The organism is Helicobacter pylori, from assembly GCF_030062585.1.
Lineage (GTDB): Bacteria > Campylobacterota > Campylobacteria > Campylobacterales > Helicobacteraceae > Helicobacter > Helicobacter pylori_CN.
Window position 1 is genome coordinate 745,544 of sequence record NZ_CP071935.1, and the last position, 19,424, is coordinate 764,967.

The following is a 19,424-nucleotide window of genomic DNA, read 5'->3' on the forward strand; positions in this document are numbered from 1 at the left end:
AGAGCATGAAAAAATTTTTAATCACTTTATTATTAGGAGTTTTTATGGGGTTACAAGCGAGCGCTTTGACACACCAAGAAATCAATCAAGCTAAAGTCCCTGTGATTTATGAAGAAAACCATTTATTGCCTATGGGGTTTATCCATTTAGCTTTTAGAGGGGGTGGGAGCTTAAGCGATAAAAACCAGTTGGGTTTGGCGAAATTATTCGCGCAAGTTTTAAACGAAGGCACTAAAGAGCTTGGTGCGGTAGGGTTTGCGCAACTTTTAGAGCAAAAAGCGATCAGTTTGAATGTGGATACCAGCGCAGAAGATTTGCAAATCACTTTAGAATTTTTAAAAGAATACGAAGATGAAGCCATCATGCGCTTAAAAGAGCTTTTAAAATCCCCTAATTTCACGCAAAACGCTTTAGAAAAAGTCAAAACCCAAATGTTAGCCGCGCTTTTACAAAAAGAAAGCGATTTTGACTATTTGGCTAAATTGACTTTAAAGCAAGAACTTTTTGCTAACACCCCTTTAGCTAACGCAGCTTTAGGCACTAAAGAGAGCCTCCAAAAAATCAAGCTAGACGATTTGAAACAGCAATTTTCTAAGGTCTTTGAACTCAATAAACTCGTGGTGGTGCTTGGGGGCGATTTGAAAATCGATCAAACCCTTAAGCGTTTAGATAACGCTCTTAATTTCTTGCCGAAAGGTAAAGCGTATGAAGAGCCTTATTTTGAAACGAGCGATAAAAAAAGCGAAAAAGTCCTCTATAAAGACACTGAACAGGCTTTCGTGTATTTTGGTGCGCCCTTTAAAATCAAGGATTTAAAACAGGATTTAGCGAAATCTAAAGTCATGATGTTTGTGCTTGGGGGGGGGTTTGGCTCTCGTTTGATGGAAAAAATCAGGGTTCAAGAGGGCTTGGCTTATAGCGTGTATATCCGCTCCAACTTTTCTAAAGTGGCGCATTTTGCTAGCGGGTATTTGCAAACCAAGCTCAGCACTCAAGCTAAAAGCGTTGCATTAGTTAAAAAAATAGTCAAAGAATTTATAGAAAAAGGCATGACGCAACAAGAATTAGACGACGCTAAAAAGTTTTTACTAGGCTCTGAGCCTTTAAGGAATGAAACGATCTCTAGCCGCTTGAACACCACTTACAATTATTTTTATTTAGGTTTGCCTTTAAATTTCAACCAAACGCTGCTCAATCAAATCCAAAAAATGAGTTTGAAAGAAATCAATGATTTCATTAAAGCGCACACCGAAATCAATGACTTGACTTTTGCCATTGTGAGCAATAAAAAGAAGGACAAATGATGCCATTTGAAGCTGTAATCGGGCTAGAAGTCCATGTCCAACTCAACACCAAAACCAAAATCTTTTGCTCTTGCTCTACAAGCTTTGGAGAAACCCCCAATTCTAACACCTGCCCTGTGTGTTTGGGTTTACCGGGAGCTTTACCGGTATTGAATAAAGAAGTGGTTAAAAAAGCCATCCAATTAGGCACAGCCATTGAAGCCAATATCAACCAATATTCCCTTTTTGCGAGGAAAAATTATTTTTACCCTGATTTGCCTAAGGCTTATCAAATTTCGCAGTTTGAAGTCCCCATTGTGAGCGATGGGAAGTTAGAGATTGACACTAAAGACGGCGCAAAAATCGTGCGTATTGAAAGGGCCCACATGGAAGAAGACGCCGGTAAAAATATCCATGAGGGCAGTTATTCTTTAGTGGATTTGAACCGCGCTTGCACCCCTTTATTAGAGATTGTCAGCAAGCCGGATATGAAAAATAGTGAAGAAGCCATAGCGTATTTGAAAAAGCTCCATGCTATCGTGCGTTTTATAGGGATTTCTGATGCGAACATGCAAGAGGGGAATTTCAGGTGCGATGCGAATGTGTCCATTAGACCCAAAGGCGATGAAAAGCTTTACACGAGGGTGGAGATTAAAAATCTAAATAGCTTTAGATTCATTGCTAAAGCGATTGAATACGAAATAGAGCGCCAAAGTGCGGCGTGGGAAAGCGGGCGTTATAATGAAGAAGTCATTCAAGAAACGCGCCTTTTTGACACTAATAAAGGGATCACCCTTTCTATGCGCAATAAAGAAGAATCAGCGGATTACCGCTATTTTAAAGATCCGGATTTGTATCCTGTTTTTATTGATGAAAAACTTTTAAAAGAAGCTCAAAAGATCAATGAATTGCCTAGCGCAAAAAAAATCCGCTATGTGAGAGATTTTAACCTTAAAGAAGACGATGCGAATTTATTGGTGAGCGATCCTTTATTGGCGGAGTATTTTGAAAGCATGCTCCATCTTGGGGTTAAGGCTAAAACGAGCGTAACATGGCTTTGCGTGGAATTATTAGGGCGCTTGAAAGCCGAAATCACTTTAGAAAATTGCGGAGTTAGCGCTCACATGTTAGGTGCTTTAGCCAAACGCATTGATGAGGGCAAGATTTCGGGCAAGAGTGCTAAAGATGTGTTAGACAAGCTTTTAGAAGAGCAAGGGGGCGATGTGGATACCCTTATTGAACAAATGGGCTTGTCTCAAGTCAATGACGCGGAAGCGATTGTTAAAGTCATAGAAGAAGTGTTAAAAAGCAACGCTGATAAGGTGCTTGAATACAAAAGCGGTAAGGATAAGCTTTTTGGGTTTTTTGTAGGGCAAGCGATGAAAAATCTAAAAGGCGCTAATCCTAGCGTAGTGAATGCTATTTTGAAAGAGAAATTGGGTTGATGAGGAAAATTTTTTCTTATGTTTTGAAGGCTTTGTTGTTTATTGGGATCGTTTATGCAGAGCCGGAATCTAAAGTGGAAGCCTTAGAAGGGAGGAAGCAAGAGTCTTCTTTGGATAAAAAAATCCGCCAAGAGATAAAGAATAAGGATTTGAAGAATAAGGATTTGAAAAATAAAAAAGAAGAAAAGAAAAACACCGCAGAAAAGAAAGAAACAAAAGCCAAAAGAAAGCCCAGGGCAGAAGTCCATCATGGGGATTCCAAAAATCCCACTCAAAAAATAACGCCTCCTAAAATCAAAGAGAGCACTAAAGGCATGCAAAATCAAAGCATACAAAATAATGCACCAAAACTTGAAGAAAAAGAGACAACCTCTCAAACTCTTGAAAAAAATAAAGGGACAAGCCCTAGCTCTCAATTCAATTCCATTTTTGGTAATCCTAATAACGCTACCAACAACACCCTTGAAGATAAGGTCGTAGGGGGCATTTCATTGCTTGTTAATGGCTCGCCTATCACGCTGTATCAAATCCAAGAAGAGCAAAAAAAATCTAAAGTGAGCAAAGCTCAAGCCAGGGATCGTTTGATTGCGGAGCGCATTAAAAACCAAGAAATTGAACGCTTAAAAATCCATGTAGATGATGACAAGCTAGACCAAGAAATGGCGATGATGGCGCAACAGCAAGGCATGGATTTGGATCATTTCAAACAAATGCTTATGGCTGAGGGGCATTATAAACTCTATAGAGATCAGCTTAAGGAGCATTTAGAAATGCAAGAATTGTTGCGTAATATCTTACTCACCAATGTGGATACCAGCTCTGAAACCAAAATGCGCGAATATTACAACAAACACAAGGAGCAATTCAGTATCCCCACAGAAATAGAAACCGTGCGCTACACTTCAACGAGTCAAGAAGATTTAGAAAGGGCTATGGCAGATCCTAATTTGGAAATTCCAGGAGTGAGTAAGGCCAATGAAAAAATAGAGATGAAAACCTTAAACCCCCAAATCGCTCAAGTCTTTATTTCGCATGAGCAAGGTTCTTTCACGCCCGTTATGAATGGGGGTGGGGGGCAGTTTATCACCTTTTATATCAAGGAAAAGAAGGGTAAAAACGAAGTGAGCTTCAGTCAGGCCAAGCAATTCATCGCTCAAAAATTAGTGGAAGAATCTAAAGATAAGATTTTAGAAGAGCATTTTGAAAAATTGCGCGTTAAGTCTAGGATTGTGATGATTAGAGAGTGATTTTTAGATTGTGCAACACTTCAATTTCCTCTATAAAGATTCTTTATTTTCTATCGCTTTATTCACTTTCATTATCGCTCTTGTGATTTTATTAGAACAGGCTAGGGCGTATTTCACCCAAAAGAAAAACAAAAAATTTTTACAAAAATTCGCCCAAAATCAAAACGCTTATGCGGGCAGTGAGAATTTAGACGAGCTTTTAAAGCATGCTAAAATTTCCAGTTTGATGTTTTTAGCCAGAGCGTATTCTAAAGCGGATGTACAAATGAGTATTGAAATCTTAAAAGGGCTTTTGAATCGCTCCTTAAAAGATGAAGAAAAAATCGCTGTTTTAGATTTATTAGCCAAAAATTATTTTAGTGTGGGGTATTTGCAAAAAACAAAAGACACCGTGAAAGAAATTTTGCGCTTTTCCCCAAGGAATGTGGAAGCGTTGTTGAAACTTTTGCATGCGTATGAATTAGAAAAAGATTATTCAAAGGCTTTAGAGACTTTGGAATGTTTGGAAGAATTAGAAGTGCCTGAAATTGAAACGATTAAAAATTACCTCTATTTAATGCATTTAATAGAGAATAAGGAAGAGGCGGCTAAAATCTTGCATGTTTCAAAGGCGTCGTTAGATTTGAAAAAAATCGCTCTAAATCACTTAAAATCGCATGATGAAAAGCTTTTTTGGCAAGAAATTGATGCCACCGAGCGTTTAGAAAATGTGATCGATCTTTTATGGGATATGAATATCCCTGCTTTTATTTTAGAAAAACATGCCCTTTTGCAAGACATCGCGCGATCCCAAGGGTTGCTTTTGGATCACAAACCTTGCCAAGTTTTTGAATTAGAGGTTTTACGCGCTCTATTAAATAGCCCTATGAAAGCGAGTCTGACTTTTGAATACCGCTGCAAGCATTGCAAACAAATCTTCCCTTTTGAAAGCCATAGATGCCCTGTGTGTTACCAGTTGGCGTTTATGGATATGGTGCTTAAAATTTCTAAAGAAAGCTATGGGGGTGGATTGAATGCAAGAAATTGAAATTTTTTGCGATGGCTCTTCTTTAGGCAATCCCGGGCCAGGCGGCTATGCGGCGATTTTACGCTATAAAGATAAAGAAAAAACCATCAGTGGGGGCGAAAATTTCACCACGAATAACCGCATGGAACTAAGAGCGCTCAATGAAGCGTTAAAAATTTTGAAACGCCCATGCCATATCACGCTTTATAGCGATTCACAATACGTGTGCCAAGCGATCAATGTGTGGCTGATTAATTGGCAAAAAAAGAATTTTACTAAAGTTAAAAATGTGGATTTATGGAAAGAATTTTTAAAAGTCTCTAAAGGGCATTCTATCATGGCTGTTTGGATCAAGGGGCATAATGGGCATGCCGAGAATGAACGATGCGATAGTCTCGCTAAATTAGAGGCGCAAAAACGGGTCAAAACGACCACTTAAAGGGAATAATGATGAAAAACAAACGCTCTCAAAATAGCCCTTATGTAACGCCTAATAACCCTTATCTAACGCTAGAAAAAGCTTTAGGGTATTCTTTTAAAGACAAGCGTTTATTGGAACAAGCCCTAACGCATAAATCATGCAAGCTCGCTTTAAACAATGAGCGCTTGGAATTTTTGGGCGATGCGGTGTTGGGCTTGGTGATAGGGGAGTTGCTATACCATAAATTTTATCAATACGATGAGGGGAAACTCTCTAAATTAAGGGCTTCTATTGTGAGCGCGCATGGTTTCACGAAATTAGCGAAAGCGATTTCTTTACAGGATTATTTGCGCGTTTCTTCTTCTGAAGAAATTTCTAAGGGGAGGGAAAAACCCTCTATTTTGTCAAGCGCTTTTGAGGCTTTAATGGCTGGGGTGTATTTAGAAGCAGGGTTAGCTAAAGTGCGTAAAATCATACAAAATTTACTCAATCGCGCTTACAAGCGTTTGGATTTGGAGCATTTGTTTATGGACTATAAAACCGCCTTACAGGAATTAACCCAAGCGCAATTTTGCGTGATCCCTTCGTACCAATTGCTCAAAGAAAAAGGGCCAGACCACCATAAAGAATTTGAAATGGCTCTATACATTCAAGATAAAATGTATGCGACCGCTAAAGGCAAAAGCAAAAAAGAAGCCGAACAGCAATGCGCTTATTATGCGCTTCAAAAACTTAAGGAAGCCAAATGAACACTTTGGGGCGTTTTTTAAGGCTAACGACCTTTGGGGAATCGCATGGGGACATGATAGGGGGGGTATTAGACGGCATGCCTAGCGGGATTAAAATAGACTATGCACTATTAGAAAATGAAATGAAGCGCCGCCAAGGGGGGAGGAACGTTTTCATTACGCCACGAAAAGAAGACGATAAGGTGGAAATAACAAGCGGGGTTTTTGAAGGTTTTAGCACAGGGACGCCCATAGGGTTTTTAATCCACAACCAAAGGGCTAGGAGCAAGGATTACGATAACATTAAAAACCTTTTCAGGCCTAGCCATGCGGATTTCACTTATTTTCATAAATACGGCATCAGGGATTTTAGGGGTGGGGGGAGGAGTTCGGCCAGAGAGAGCGCTATAAGAGTGGCTGCTGGGGCGTTTGCTAAAATGCTTTTAAGAGAAATTGGCGTTGTTTGTGAAAGCGGGATTATTAAAATTGGGGGCATTAAAGCCAAAAATTACGATTTTAATCACGCCTTAAAAAGCGAGATTTTTGCCCTAGACAAAGAACAAGAAGAAGCGCAAAAAACAGCCATTCAAAACGCTATCAAAAACCACGATAGCATTGGGGGCGTGGCTTTGATTAGGGCAAGGAGCGCAAAAACCAATCAAAAACTCCCCATTGGCTTGGGTCAAGGGCTATACGCTAAATTAGACGCTAAAATCGCTGAAGTCATGATGGGGCTTAACGGGGTGAAAGCGGTTGAAATAGGCAAGGGGGTAGAAAGCTCTTTACTAAAAGGCTCAGAGTATAACGATTTAATGAGTCAAAAAGGGTTTTTGAGCAATCATAGCGGGGGGGTTTTAGGGGGCATGAGCAATGGGGAAGAAATTATTGTTAGAGTGCATTTCAAACCCACGCCAAGCATTTTCCAACCTCAACAAACCATAGACATTAATAATAACGAATGCGAATGCTTGTTGAAAGGCAGGCATGATCCTTGCATTGCGATTAGAGGGAGCGTGGTGTGCGAGAGTTTGCTTTCGTTGGTGTTAGCCGATATGGTATTACTCAACTTGACTTCAAAAATAGAGTATTTAAAAACGATTTATAATGAGAATTAAACGAAATTGGATACAATCAGCTTAAAAAGGATACAAATGGAAAAATTACCTAAAAAACGAGTTTCTAAAACCAAATCACAAAAACTTATCCATAGCCTAACCACCCAAAAAAACAGAGCCTTTCTCAAAAAAATCAGCGCTAATGAAATGCTTTTAGAGTTAGAAAAAGGGGCGTTCAAAAAAAATGAAGCCTATTTTATTTCTGATGAAGAAGATAAAAATTACGTTTTAGTGCCGGACAATGTGATTTCTCTTTTGGCAGAAAACGCCAGAAAGGCTTTTGAAGCCAGGCTTAGGGCGGAATTAGAAAGGGATATTATCACCCAAGCGCCGATTGATTTTGAAGACGTGCGCGAAGTTTCCTTGCAATTATTGGAAAATTTACGCCAAAAAGACGGGAATTTGCCCAATATCAACACCTTAAACTTTGTCAAACAAATCAAAAAAGAACACCCTAATTTATTTTTTAATTTTGACAACATGTTCAAACAACCCCCTTTTAATGAGAATAATTTTGAAAATTTTGACAATAGCGATGAGGAAAATTTTTAATGCAAACCATTGATTTTGAAAAATTTTCACAATACTCCAAGCCCGGCCCACGATACACCAGCTACCCCACAGCGGTGGAGTTTAAAGAAAATTTTAATGAAGAGAGCTTGAAAACGGCGTTTTTTAACCATGACCATCTCAAAAACCCCATGCCTTTATCGCTTTATACGCATTTGCCCTTTTGCAGGAGTGCGTGTTATTTTTGCGCTTGTTCAGTCATTTACACCAGCTTAGAAGAGAAAAAAACCCGCTATATCAGCTACCTTAAAAAAGAACTCGCTCTTTTAAAAAACGCCATGGACACTAACAGAGAAGTGTCGCAATTCCACTATGGAGGTGGCACGCCGACCTTTTTTTCACCCATTCAATTAGATGAGATCACGCAAAGCATTCAAGAAGTTTTCCCCAATTTCAGCAAAGATGTTGAAATGAGTTGTGAGATTGATCCTAGGCATTTCACTAAAGAACACATGCAAACCTTGTTTGATAGGGGGTTTAACCGCTTGAGTTTTGGGGTTCAGGATTTTGATTTGGAAGTTCAAAAAGCCATTCACAGGATCCAGCCTTTTGAAATGGTTCAAGAATCGGTGAAACTCGCCAGAGATTACGGCATCAAATCCATTAATTTTGATTTGATTTATGGCTTGCCCAACCAGACTAAAGAGAGTTTTTTAAAAACCTTGGAATCAGTTTTGAAATTAGATCCGGACCGATTAGCGGTGTTTAATTACGCGCATGTGCCTTGGGTGAAAAAAACGATGCGTAAAATTGATGAAACCTTATTGCCAAGCCCTAGAGACAAGCTAGAGATTTTAGAATCCCTTATTAGTTTTTTAGAAAAAGCCAACTACCAAATGATAGGCATGGATCATTTCGCTAAAAGCGATAATGAATTGTATCTAGCCCTTCAAAAAGCGGAATTACGGCGTAATTTTCAAGGCTATACCACGAAAAAATTCACTCAAACCATTGGCATTGGCGTTACAAGCATTGGCGAAGGGGGCGATTATTACACGCAAAATTATAAGGATTTGCACCATTATGAAAAAGCCCTTGATTTGGGGCATTTACCGGTAGAAAGGGGTGTAGCGCTCAGCCAAGAAGATGCGTTGAGAAAAGAAGTGATCATGCAAATGATGAGCAATTTAAAATTGGATTACTCTAAGATTGAAGAAAAATTTTCTGTTGATTTTAAAGTGCATTTTAAAAAAGAATTAGAAAAATTAAAGCCTTATGAAGAAGCGGGCTTGCTTTCTTTCAATTCTAAAGGCTTTGAGATGACAAAAACAGGGGGCATGCTCGTAAGAAACATGGCTATGGAGTTTGACGCGTATTTGCGTGGGGGCGAAAAACATTTCAGTAAAACGCTATGAATGAAAATGTTAATGGAAATATCTTTGAAGAAGTAGGGGACGCTTGCGTTAAATGCGCTAAATGCGTGCCAGGTTGCACCATATACCGCATTCATAAAGACGAAACGACTTCGCCTAGAGGCTTTTTAGATTTGATGCGCCTAAACGCTCAAAACAAGCTCCAATTAGACACGAATTTAAAACACCTTTTAGAAACTTGTTTTTTATGCACCGCTTGCGTGGAAATTTGCCCTTTTCATTTGCCCATAGACACTTTAATAGAAAAAGCCAGAGAAAAAATCGCTCAAAAATACGGCATCGCTTGGTATAAAAAATCCTATTTTTCCCTTTTAAAAAACCGCAAAAAAATGGATAGGGTGTTTTCAACTGCGCATTTTTTAGCCCCTTGCGTTTTTAAGCAAGTAGGGGATAGTTTAGAGCCTAGGGCGGTGTTTAAAGGCTTGTTCAAACGCTTCAAAAAAAGCGCTCTGCCTCCCTTAAATCAAAAAAGTTTCTTACAAAAACATGCAGAGGTTAAGCCTTTAGAAAAACCCATTCAAAAAGTGGCCATTTTTATAGGGTGCTTGAGCAATTACCATTACCAGCAAGTGGGGGAAAGCTTGTTGTATATTTTAGAAAAACTCAACATTCAAGCGATCATCCCTAAGCAAGAATGCTGCTCAGCCCCTGCGTATTTTACCGGCGATAAAGACACCACGCTTTTTTTAGTGAAAAAAAACATAGAATGGTTTGAAAGCTATTTAGATGAAGTGGATGCGATCATCGTGCCTGAAGCCACATGCGCTAGCATGCTTATCAATGATTATTACAAGGTGTTTTTAGGCGAGAAAGATAAGGATTTGTATGTGAAGCGCTTGGAAAAGATCACGCCTAAAATCTATCTGGCGAGCGTGTTTTTAGAGAAACACACCCCTTTAAAAAGTCTTTTAGAAAAAATCCCTAAGGGAAAAAAAGAGGTTATCACCTATCATAACCCTTGCCATGCCAAAAAAACCCTAAACGCTCATAAAGAAGTGCGAAACTTGCTCAATGCGCATTATGAAATTAAAGAAATGCCGGACAATTGCTGCGGTTTTGGGGGGATTACCATGCAAACCGAAAAGGCGGGATTTTCTTTAAAAGTGGGGCTTCTTAGGGCTAAAGAAATCATGGACACTCAAGCTAGAATTTTGAGCGCAGAATGCGGGGCATGCCACATGCAATTAAACAACGCTCTAAAGTCTTTAGATGACCCTAACACCCCCTCTTTTTCACACCCTTTAGAACTCATCGCTAAAGCTTTAAAAAGCGCTGAATAAAAAGCCTTTTTAACCCCACTTTCTAACATCTTTTTATATAATACAGAACTTTAACGCCACTAAAAGGAATGAAAAATGCAAGAAATCAGCGCCTATAAACTCATCAAAGAAAAACTGCACGCCATACCCAACCTTCGCCATAAAGGGAGCTTGTTTGAAAAAATTTCTAAGCAATTTTTACAAGAGCATGACAGCGCTAACGAATACGAGTCTATTGATCTTTGGTATGATTGGGAATTAAGGGGGAAGGAGCGCGATAAGGGGATTGATATAGTCATTACGACCTCAAACAAAGAATACATCGCCGTGCAATGCAAATTCCATCAAAACAGCATCTCATATAACGACATTTCACCTTTTTTAACCCAATTGCAAAGCGGGGTAGGGGAGGTCAGGTTTAAAAAAGGGATCATCATCTCCACTTCTAATTTAACCTCTGAAGCCCTTAAAGCAATTGAGCAAATCAGAAGCACAGGAATGGGGATTGACATTGATGAAATCACTGAAGAGGATTTCATTTATTCTCGTATTGATTGGGAAAAGTTTGATCCCACAAAAACCGAAGACGAAATCCCCTTATGCGATAAGAAAAGGCCGCGCCCTCACCAAACAGAAGCGATTGAAAAGACTAAAGAATATTTTTCTGACCCTAAAAACGCTAGAGGCAAGCTCATTATGGCATGCGGGACCGGCAAAACCTATACTTCTTTAAAAATCATGGAAGCTTTAGACCCTAAGATCACGCTTTTTTTAGCGCCAAGCATCGCCTTGCTTTCTCAAACTTTTAGAGAATACGCACAAGAAAAAAGCGAGCCTTTTTACGCTTCTATCGTGTGCAGCGATGATAAAACCGGGCAAAGCAAGAACGAAGACAATGATGATATTAAATTTTCTGAGCTCCCTTTAAAGCCCTCCACTCGCCTTGAAGACATTTTAAGCGTTCACAAAAAAGCGCAAAAAGAAAACAAGCGCTTCATTATCTTTTCAACTTATCAAAGCACGTTGCGTATTAAAGAAGCGCAAGAAGCGGGTTTGAATGGAATCGATCTCATCATTTGCGATGAAGCCCACAGAACGGTAGGGGCTATGTATTCCACGAATGAAAGGGACGATAAAAACGCTTTCACGCTTTGCCATAGCGATGAAAATATCAAAGCTACAAAACGCCTTTACATGACCGCCACGCCTAAAGTTTATAGCGAAAGTTCCAAAGCTAAAGCCAAAGAGAAAGATAATGTTATCTATTCCATGGACGATGCAGAGATTTTTGGCGAAGAAATCTATACGCTCAATTTTGAACGAGCGATCGCTTTAGATCTTCTCACAGACTACAAAGTCATGATTTTAGCGGTGAAAAAAGAAAATTTAAGCGGCGTTACTAACAGCGTGAATAAAAAGATCAGTCGGCTTGAAGCCGAAGGCACTAAATTGGATAAAAGCTCATCAATAACGAATTTGTTTGTAAGATTATCGGCACTCATAAAGGGTTAGCCAAGCAGGATCTAATCGTTTTAGATGATGAAAACAAAGAAGATCACAACTTGCAAAACCAATACGACACCGCTCCTTCTCAAAGAGCCATAAGCTTTTGTAAAAGCATTAACACGAGCAAGAACATTAAAGACTCCTTTGAAACGATCATGGAATGCTATGATGAAGAGCTCAAGAAAAAGAGTTTTAACAACCTAAAAATCAGCATCGATCACATTGATGGCACCATGAATTGTAAGGATAGGCTTGAAAAATTAGAAAACTTGAACGCATTTAAGCCTAACACTTGCAAGGTTTTAAGTAATGCTAGGTGTTTGAGCGAGGGGGTGGATGTCCCAGCGTTAGATAGCGTTATCTTTTTTGATGGCAAAAGCGCGATGGTGGATATTATCCAGGCGGTGGGTAGGGTGATGCGAAAAGCCAAAAACAAGAAAAGAGGCTATATCATTTTGCCTATCGCTTTAGAAGAGAGTGAAATCAAAAACTTAGATGAAGCTGTCAATAACACCAATTTCCAAAACATTTGGAAAGTGATAAAAGCCTTAAGAAGCCATGATTCAAGCCTGGTTGATGAAGCCACTTTTAAAGAAAAAATCAAAATCTTTGGAAGCGATGATGCAAGCAATTTAGACGATGAGGAAGAGTTACAAAAAAATAAAACCGAGCAAGCCCCAAACGATCCCAAACAAGCCCAAAAAACCCTTTTTGACGCTATCTTATTGCAAGATCTAGCGGACGCTGTGTATAACGTCATGCCCACTAAATTAGGGGACAGGAATTATTGGGAAAATTTCGCCAAAAAAACGGGCAACATCGCAAAAACCTTGAATGAGCGCCTGAAAGACATTTTTGGCAAAAACCCTGAAATTTTTGACAACTTTTTAACTTCGTTAAGAGGCAATATCCACCAAAACATCAAAGAAGAGGAAGCCTTGGACATGATCACTTCTCACGTCATCACTAAGCCCATTTTTGATGCGATTTTTGGGGACAATATCCAAAACCCTATCGCAAAAGCCTTGGATAAAATGGTTTTAAAACTCTCCGATTTAGGATTAGAAGGGGAAACCAAAGATCTTAAAAACCTCTATGAAAGCGTGAAAACCGAAGCGGCGCGCGCCAAAAGCCAAAAAACCCAACAAGAACTCATTAAAAACCTCTACAACACTTTCTTTAAAGAAGCCTTTAGAAAGCAGAGCGAAAAACTGGGGATCGTTTATACGCCTATAGAGGTGGTGGATTTCATTTTAAGGGCCACTAACGGCATTTTGAAAAAGCATTTCAATACGGATTTTAACGATAAAAACATCACGATTTTTGATCCTTTCACCGGCACCGGGAGTTTTATCGCTCGTTTGCTTTCTAAAGAAAATGATCTCATTAGCGACGAAGCCTTAAAAGAGAAGTTTCAAAAAAGTTTGTTCGCTTTTGACATCGTGCTTTTGTCTTATTATATCGCTTTAATCAATATCACCCAAGCCGCGCAAAGTAGGGACAGCTCGTTAAAAAATTTCAAAAACATCGCGCTCACGGACAGCCTGGATATTTATGAGGAAAAAAACGATAAGGGGGTATTCTCATTTTTTGAAGATTTGAAAGAAAACAAAGACATCAAAGACACTCTAGCCGACCAAAACATCAGAGTCATCATCGGCAACCCGCCTTATTCAGCCGGCGCCAAAAGCGAAAACGATAACAACCAAAACCTAACCCACCCTAAGCTTGAAAAATTAGTTTATGAAAAATACGGCAAAAATTCCACCGCCCAAGTGGGGAAAACCACACGAGACACGCTCATTCAAAGCATCTACATGGCAAGCGATCTTCTCAAAGATAGGGGGGTGCTAGGCTTTGTGGTGAACGGGAGCTTCATTGACTCTAAAAGCGCGGACGGGTTCAGGAAATGCGTGGCCAAAGAATTTTCGCGCCTTTATGTGCTGAATTTGAGGGGCAATCAGCGCACTTCAGGGGAAGTGTCAAAAAAAGAGGGAGGGAAAATCTTTGATAGCGGATCCAGGGCGACGGTAGCGATTGTCTTTTTTGTGAAAGATAAGAGTGTTCCCAATAATACGATTTTTTACTATGAAGTGGGAGATTATTTGAAAAGAGAAGCCAAACTCAATTTGCTCGCGGGTTTTGAAAATTTGGAATCGGTGCCTTTTAAGGAAATCACCCCGAATGACAAAGGCGATTGGATCAACCAAAGGAATGACGAATTTGAAAAACTCATCCCTTTAAAAAGAGACCCAAAACTCAAAATATTTGATACTATTTTTGATCTCAATTCTAATGGGGTGGCAACTAATCGTGATCCTTGGGTGTATAACTTTTCGCCAAAAATTTTAATGCAATCGGTGCAAACATGCATTGACACTTATAACGCTGATTTGAAGCGCTTCAATGAGCGTTTCAGGGAAGCCTTCAAACAACGCACGGCTAAAGATAAAGGTATCAAACCAGCCGATCGTTACAAACAACTTAATGATAAAGAAATCACCACCGATAAAACGAAAATCGCATGGACTCGTAGTTTGAAAAAAGGATTTATTAAAAATACAAATCTGCCAGAAAGCAGTGAGGAGCGCATGCGATTGGCCATGTATCGCCCTTTTAACAAACAATGGCTTTATTTTGATAAAAATTTAAATGAAGAACAATATCAATTGCCCAAAATTTTCCCGGATAAAAGCGCGCGCAATGTGGTGATCAATACCGGTGTGGGTAATGGTAAGAATTTTAGCGCTCTTGTAAGCGGTGCTATCCCCGATATTAATTTAATAGGCGATGCCAACGCTTACCCTTTGTATTATTACGATGATTTAGGGAATCGCTATAACGCTATCAGCGGCTATGCTCTCAATCTGTTTAGGAGGCATTATAAAGATGACTCTATCGTTGAAGAAGAGATTTTTTACTACATTTATGCGGTTTTACACCATAAAGGCTATTTGGAAAAATACAAAAACTCCCTCGCCAAAGAAGCGCCGCGAATCGCTTTGAGCGAAGATTTTAAGGAACTCTCTATTCTTGGCAAAGAATTAGGAGAGTTGCATTTGAACTATGAGAGCGGGGAAATGCACACAAGCGTTAAATACACCACACTGATGAACGCCGAAGTGGAGGGCTATTATGATGTGGTTCAAATGAAAAAGGATAAAAAAGGGGATAGCATCATCTATAACCAAAATATCACCATCACTCAAATCCCCAAAAAAGCCTTTGAGTATGTGGTGAATGGCAAAAGCGCGATTGACTGGGTGATCGAACGCTACCAAAAGACTACGGATAAAGACAGCTTGATTGAAAACAACCCGAACGATTACGCCGGCGGCCAATACATTTTTGAACTCCTTTGTAGGGTCATCAAACTTTCTGAAAAAAGCGTGGATTTGATAGAAAAGATCAGCGAGAAGAGGTTTGAGTGAGCGAAAATAGTATCATAGAAATTAAAGAGCGAGAAATCTTAAAAGAAAAGATTATTGAGCTTCTAAAAAAGAGCGAGGATCAAAATAAGCCTGTCGCTATTGCCATTAATGGGGATTGGGGGATAGGAAAAACCTATTTATGGAAAAATGAATTAGCTCCACTCATTAGAAAAGAACTTAAAAAAAATCCCATTTACACCTCTGTTTTTGGGAAAAAAGATGAGCAAGCGATCATTGAAGATCTTGTCGCTCAATTTTTAAGCGCTGAAAAACAAAAAACTAATCCAATAAGAAACATCATTAATGGGATACTTTCATTTCTTAGCATGCATTTTGGGGTAAAAATAAATGTTAATATTGATTTTTTATTTAAAATGCTTAAAAAAGAGCATATGGAAAATACCATTGTGTGTATTGATGAGTTTGAAAGACTATCTGATAAGATCCCAGTGCAAGATATTTTGGGGTTGATTTCTGAACTCAAGGAACATAAGGGGTGTTGTGTTATTGCGATTTACAATGACCTTAAGCTCTTTACTGATGAGACACAGAATGAACAAAAAAGAAAAATATTTGATGCTTATTGTGAAAAAGTTTTTGACAGAATTTTTAACTTTTCTCCTTATGCAAAAGAACAAATTGAAGTAATGGGCGATCATCCAATTAAGACTGATTTTGAAGCTTATCCGTATATGAAAGATATTTTCAATATTGATGATAACACAACCAATCTTAGAACATTTCAAAAATTAAATAATATATATGATGAATTGCAACTAAAAGAATATCCAAATGATGACTTTAAAAAAATATACCAATATTTACTATATCTAATATTATATGCATATTATTTTGATTTATATGACAAATATTTTATTCCACCTAAAGATCCAAGACCAATAACAAATCTCTTTTCTCCAAACTCTACAATCTTTAAAGAAGTGATGGAGCAACAAGCACCAATAATAAAAAATGGTATAGAGAGTATAAAAACAAACGCTTCTTATAATCCAAAAGAACTCCAAAATTGCCTTAAAAACATGATAAATAAAATCATTCAAGATACAAAATACCACAATGATTTTTTAAAAAAGTGTCAAACAAGCAAAGACTTTGAAGAGGCATCAATTGAGTTTTTTCTTGAAAATAAAGACAATCTCAAAGCTTTCCCTTATATTTTTGGTTTTAGAATTCTTAATTATAACTCTAATTTTTCATTAAGGGCAGTTATGGAAAACCATAGAGATGAATGTTTGGAATTAATAGAAAAATGGTATAAAAGCGCATCCCAATACCGCAATGAAAATCAGCAAGATTTGGGGGAATATTTTTGGATCAATGATTACACTTTTAGCTTGCCACTCAAAGAAACACTTAAATTATTAAACATCAATCTTTCAAAAGATTTTCTTTTGTATTCATACAACCACCCACTTTAATTGATTTTCTCAAATTAAAAAACGCATTTTCCAACTATCCTAAACGGATTTATCCCAAAATCCCCCCAAAAACAGAAAAAATCGCAGAGCCAAACCGCTAAAACCCCTTAGAAAATTTAAAATTTTAAGTTTTAGGGGTATTTTTCTTAAGAATTTAGGTTTTTTATAGATTATTATGTTATTATTATACGAAATGTAGACTTTTAGAAGGAAAAATGTTGTATGAAAAAGTTTGTAGTGTTTAAAACGCTCTGTTTATCGGTAGTGTTAGGTAATAGTCTTTTGGCAGCAGAAGGTAGCGCAGAAGTGCAAAAACAATTGGAAAAGCCAAAAGACTATAAAGCAGTGAAAGGCGAGAAAAACGCTTGGTATTTGGGGATTAGCTATCAAGTCGGTCAGGCTTCACAAAGCGTTAAAAACCCCCCAAAGAGCAGTGAATTTAACTATCCTAAGTTCCCTGTGGGTAAAACCGACTATCTCGCCGTTATGCAAGGCTTAGGGCTTACTGTGGGTTATAAGCAGTTTTTTGGGGAGAAGAGATGGTTTGGTGCCCGTTATTACGGCTTTATGGATTATGGGCATGCCGTGTTTGGAGCGAACGCTTTGACATCAGATAATGGTGGGGTGTGTGAGCTTCACCAACCATGCGCGACCAAAGTAGGGACAATGGGCAATCTGTCTGACATGTTCACTTATGGTGTGGGTATTGACACTTTATACAATGTCATCAATAAAGAGGATGCGAGTTTTGGATTCTTTTTTGGGGCTCAAATCGCGGGTAACTCTTGGGGTAATACGACAGGGGCCTTTTTGGAAACTAAAAGCCCTTATAAGCACACTTCCTATAGCCTTGATCCGGCGATTTTCCAGTTCCTTTTTAATTTAGGGATCCGCACCCATATTGGCCAGCATCAAGAATTTGACTTTGGCGTGAAGATTCCTACTATCAATGTTTATTATTTTAACCATGGGAATTTGAGCTTCACTTACCGCCGTCAATACAGCCTTTATGTAGGGTATCGTTACAATTTCTGATTTAAAACGCTTGTTTTTCTCTAATTGGATTTTCAATTAGAGTTTTCTTACACAATCTCTTGCTTTCTTTTGAAACATTTTTGAAAGTTTTTTAAAAATTAGAATTAAAATCTTTTTGATCATGTTATGATAGTTCAAAAATTTAACAAGGATTAAGCATGCCCTATTCCTCTAAAATCCAATCCCTTTCAGAATCCGCAACGATCGCTATCAGCACACTCGCTAAAGAATTGAAATCGCAAGGAAAAGATATTTTGAGTTTTTCAGCGGGCGAGCCTGATTTTGACACCCCGCAAGCGATTAAAGATGCGGCTATAAAAGCCCTAAATAATGGATTTACCAAATACACTCCAGTGGCTGGGATTCCTGAATTACTCAAAGCGATCGCTTTTAAATTGAAAAAAGAAAACAACTTGGATTATGAACCGAGTGAAATTCTAGTGAGCAATGGTGCTAAGCAGAGCTTGTTCAATGCGATTCAAGCCTTAATAGGGGAGGGCGATGAAGTGGTTATCCCTGTGCCTTTTTGGGTAACTTACCCTGAGCTTGTGAAATACAGCGGTGGGGTGAGTAAATTCATTCAAACCGATGAAAAAAGCCGCTTTAAAATCACCCCCAAGCAGCTTAAAGATGCCTTAAGCCCCAAAACGAAAATGCTCATTCTCACCACCCCATCAAACCCTACCGGCATGCTTTATAGTAAGGCGGAGTTAGAGGCTTTAGGCGAAGTTTTAAAAGACACTCCAATTTGGGTGCTTAGCGATGAAATTTATGAAAAGCTTGTTTATAAGGGGGAGTTTGTTTCTTGCGCGGCGGTGAGTGAAGAGATGAAAAAACGCACCATTACCATTAATGGCTTGAGCAAGTCAGTAGCGATGACGGGTTGGCGTATGGGCTATGCGGCGAGCAAGGATAAAAAATTAGTCAAATTGATGAATAACTTGCAAAGCCAATGCACTTCCAATATCAATTCTATCACGCAAATGGCTTCTATTGTGGCGCTTGAGGGGTTGGTGGATAAGGAAATTGAAACGATGCGTCAGGCTTTTGAGAAGCGCTGTGATTTAGCCCACGCAAAAATCAATGCGATTGAAGGGTTGAATGCTCTAAAACCTGATGGGGCGTTTTATCTGTTTATCAACATTGGCAGTCTTTGTGGGGGGGATTCGATGCGATTTTGCCATGAATTGTTAGAAAAAGAAGGCGTGGCGTTAGTGCCTGGAAAGGCTTTTGGATTGGAAGGCTATGTCCGTTTGTCTTTTGCATGCTCAGAAGAACAGATTGAAAAGGGGATTGAACGCATCGCTCGCTTTGTCAAATCAAAGGGGTAAAAAATTGGCATTTAAAAAAGGGGGACTTAATCTTGTTTGGAATTTTATATTACATTGTAGTTAGTGGCGTAGCGTGGTATAATGGTTTGATTTAAAAGTTTGAAAAGTGCAGTTTTCATAACTAAATGAATTTTTGAAAGGAATAGAGGAATAATTATGGCAGTAAGATTTGATAACAACAATAACTCTGAATGGTATGGAAGAAATGCGAATATTTTTTGACAAAAATGGCTCG

Annotated in this window: 12 protein-coding genes and 2 pseudogenes; all 14 read left to right on the forward strand. The window is 38.7% G+C overall.

Annotated elements, in window-relative coordinates:
• Window positions 1–5: 5 nt before the first annotated feature.
• Window positions 6–1,304: a M16 family metallopeptidase gene (locus tag J5F42_RS03525; RefSeq protein WP_283491564.1), complete on the forward strand. Its 1,299-nt coding sequence runs from the start codon at window positions 6–8 to the stop codon at window positions 1,302–1,304.
• Complete coding sequence (gene gatB / locus J5F42_RS03530; RefSeq protein ID WP_283491565.1) at window positions 1,304–2,728, forward strand: Asp-tRNA(Asn)/Glu-tRNA(Gln) amidotransferase subunit GatB; 1,425 nt, start codon at window positions 1,304–1,306, stop codon at window positions 2,726–2,728. Before J5F42_RS03525 ends, gatB begins: the two co-directional genes overlap by 1 nt.
• The gene (locus J5F42_RS03535) at window positions 2,728–3,975 is read left to right on the forward strand and encodes a SurA N-terminal domain-containing protein (protein ID WP_283491566.1); all 1,248 of its coding nucleotides are present in this window, start codon (window positions 2,728–2,730) and stop codon (window positions 3,973–3,975) included. Before gatB ends, J5F42_RS03535 begins: the two co-directional genes overlap by 1 nt.
• Before the next feature lie 10 nt (window positions 3,976–3,985).
• Window positions 3,986–5,002, forward strand: coding sequence for a tetratricopeptide repeat protein (locus tag J5F42_RS03540; RefSeq protein WP_283491567.1), 1,017 nt, complete (start codon window positions 3,986–3,988; stop codon window positions 5,000–5,002).
• Window positions 4,989–5,457, forward strand: a pseudogene (gene rnhA / locus J5F42_RS03545) (ribonuclease HI). Before J5F42_RS03540 ends, rnhA begins: the two are co-directional and overlap by 14 nt.
• On the forward strand, window positions 5,432–6,151 hold the full coding sequence (gene rnc / locus J5F42_RS03550) for a ribonuclease III (RefSeq protein ID WP_283491568.1): 720 nt from the start codon (window positions 5,432–5,434) through the stop codon (window positions 6,149–6,151). Before rnhA ends, rnc begins: the two are co-directional and overlap by 26 nt.
• Window positions 6,148–7,245 carry a chorismate synthase gene (aroC, locus tag J5F42_RS03555; RefSeq protein WP_283491569.1) on the forward strand — a complete coding sequence of 366 codons (1,098 nt, stop codon included), beginning with the start codon at window positions 6,148–6,150 and terminating at the stop codon, window positions 7,243–7,245. The genes rnc and aroC overlap by 4 nt, the downstream gene beginning before the upstream one ends.
• 36 nt (window positions 7,246–7,281) lie before the next feature.
• Window positions 7,282–7,797, forward strand: coding sequence for a DUF2603 domain-containing protein (locus J5F42_RS03560; protein ID WP_000413462.1), 516 nt, complete (start codon window positions 7,282–7,284; stop codon window positions 7,795–7,797).
• The gene (gene hemN / locus J5F42_RS03565; protein ID WP_283491570.1) at window positions 7,797–9,170 is read left to right on the forward strand and encodes an oxygen-independent coproporphyrinogen III oxidase; all 1,374 of its coding nucleotides are present in this window, start codon (window positions 7,797–7,799) and stop codon (window positions 9,168–9,170) included. The genes J5F42_RS03560 and hemN overlap by 1 nt, the downstream gene beginning before the upstream one ends.
• The gene (locus J5F42_RS03570; RefSeq protein WP_283491571.1) at window positions 9,167–10,468 is read left to right on the forward strand and encodes a (Fe-S)-binding protein; all 1,302 of its coding nucleotides are present in this window, start codon (window positions 9,167–9,169) and stop codon (window positions 10,466–10,468) included. Before hemN ends, J5F42_RS03570 begins: the two co-directional genes overlap by 4 nt.
• A gap of 75 nt (window positions 10,469–10,543) precedes the next feature.
• Window positions 10,544–15,384: pseudogene (locus J5F42_RS03575) on the forward strand (type ISP restriction/modification enzyme).
• The gene (locus J5F42_RS03580) at window positions 15,381–16,823 is read left to right on the forward strand and encodes a P-loop NTPase fold protein (RefSeq protein WP_283491572.1); all 1,443 of its coding nucleotides are present in this window, start codon (window positions 15,381–15,383) and stop codon (window positions 16,821–16,823) included. The pseudogene J5F42_RS03575 and the gene J5F42_RS03580 overlap by 4 nt, the downstream one beginning before the upstream one ends.
• 222 nt (window positions 16,824–17,045) lie before the next feature.
• Window positions 17,046–17,858, forward strand: a complete 813-nt coding sequence (locus tag J5F42_RS03585) for an outer membrane protein (protein WP_283491573.1) — start codon at window positions 17,046–17,048, stop codon at window positions 17,856–17,858.
• A 158-nt stretch (window positions 17,859–18,016) separates the two neighbouring features.
• The gene (locus J5F42_RS03590) at window positions 18,017–19,189 is read left to right on the forward strand and encodes a pyridoxal phosphate-dependent aminotransferase (protein ID WP_283491574.1); all 1,173 of its coding nucleotides are present in this window, start codon (window positions 18,017–18,019) and stop codon (window positions 19,187–19,189) included.
• Window positions 19,190–19,424 lie beyond the last annotated feature (235 nt).

Coding starts and splice junctions, on each gene's coding strand:
- aroC (WP_283491569.1), top strand. CDS start 6,148: ATGAACACTTTGGGGCGTTTTTTAAGGCTAACGACCTTTGGGGAATCG.
- J5F42_RS03570 (WP_283491571.1), top strand. CDS start 9,167: ATGAATGAAAATGTTAATGGAAATATCTTTGAAGAAGTAGGGGACGCT.
- J5F42_RS03560 (WP_000413462.1), top strand. CDS start 7,282: ATGGAAAAATTACCTAAAAAACGAGTTTCTAAAACCAAATCACAAAAA.
- J5F42_RS03535 (WP_283491566.1), top strand. CDS start 2,728: ATGAGGAAAATTTTTTCTTATGTTTTGAAGGCTTTGTTGTTTATTGGG.
- rnc (WP_283491568.1), top strand. CDS start 5,432: ATGAAAAACAAACGCTCTCAAAATAGCCCTTATGTAACGCCTAATAAC.
- J5F42_RS03585 (WP_283491573.1), top strand. CDS start 17,046: ATGAAAAAGTTTGTAGTGTTTAAAACGCTCTGTTTATCGGTAGTGTTA.
- J5F42_RS03525 (WP_283491564.1), top strand. CDS start 6: ATGAAAAAATTTTTAATCACTTTATTATTAGGAGTTTTTATGGGGTTA.
- J5F42_RS03590 (WP_283491574.1), top strand. CDS start 18,017: ATGCCCTATTCCTCTAAAATCCAATCCCTTTCAGAATCCGCAACGATC.
- gatB (WP_283491565.1), top strand. CDS start 1,304: ATGCCATTTGAAGCTGTAATCGGGCTAGAAGTCCATGTCCAACTCAAC.
- hemN (WP_283491570.1), top strand. CDS start 7,797: ATGCAAACCATTGATTTTGAAAAATTTTCACAATACTCCAAGCCCGGC.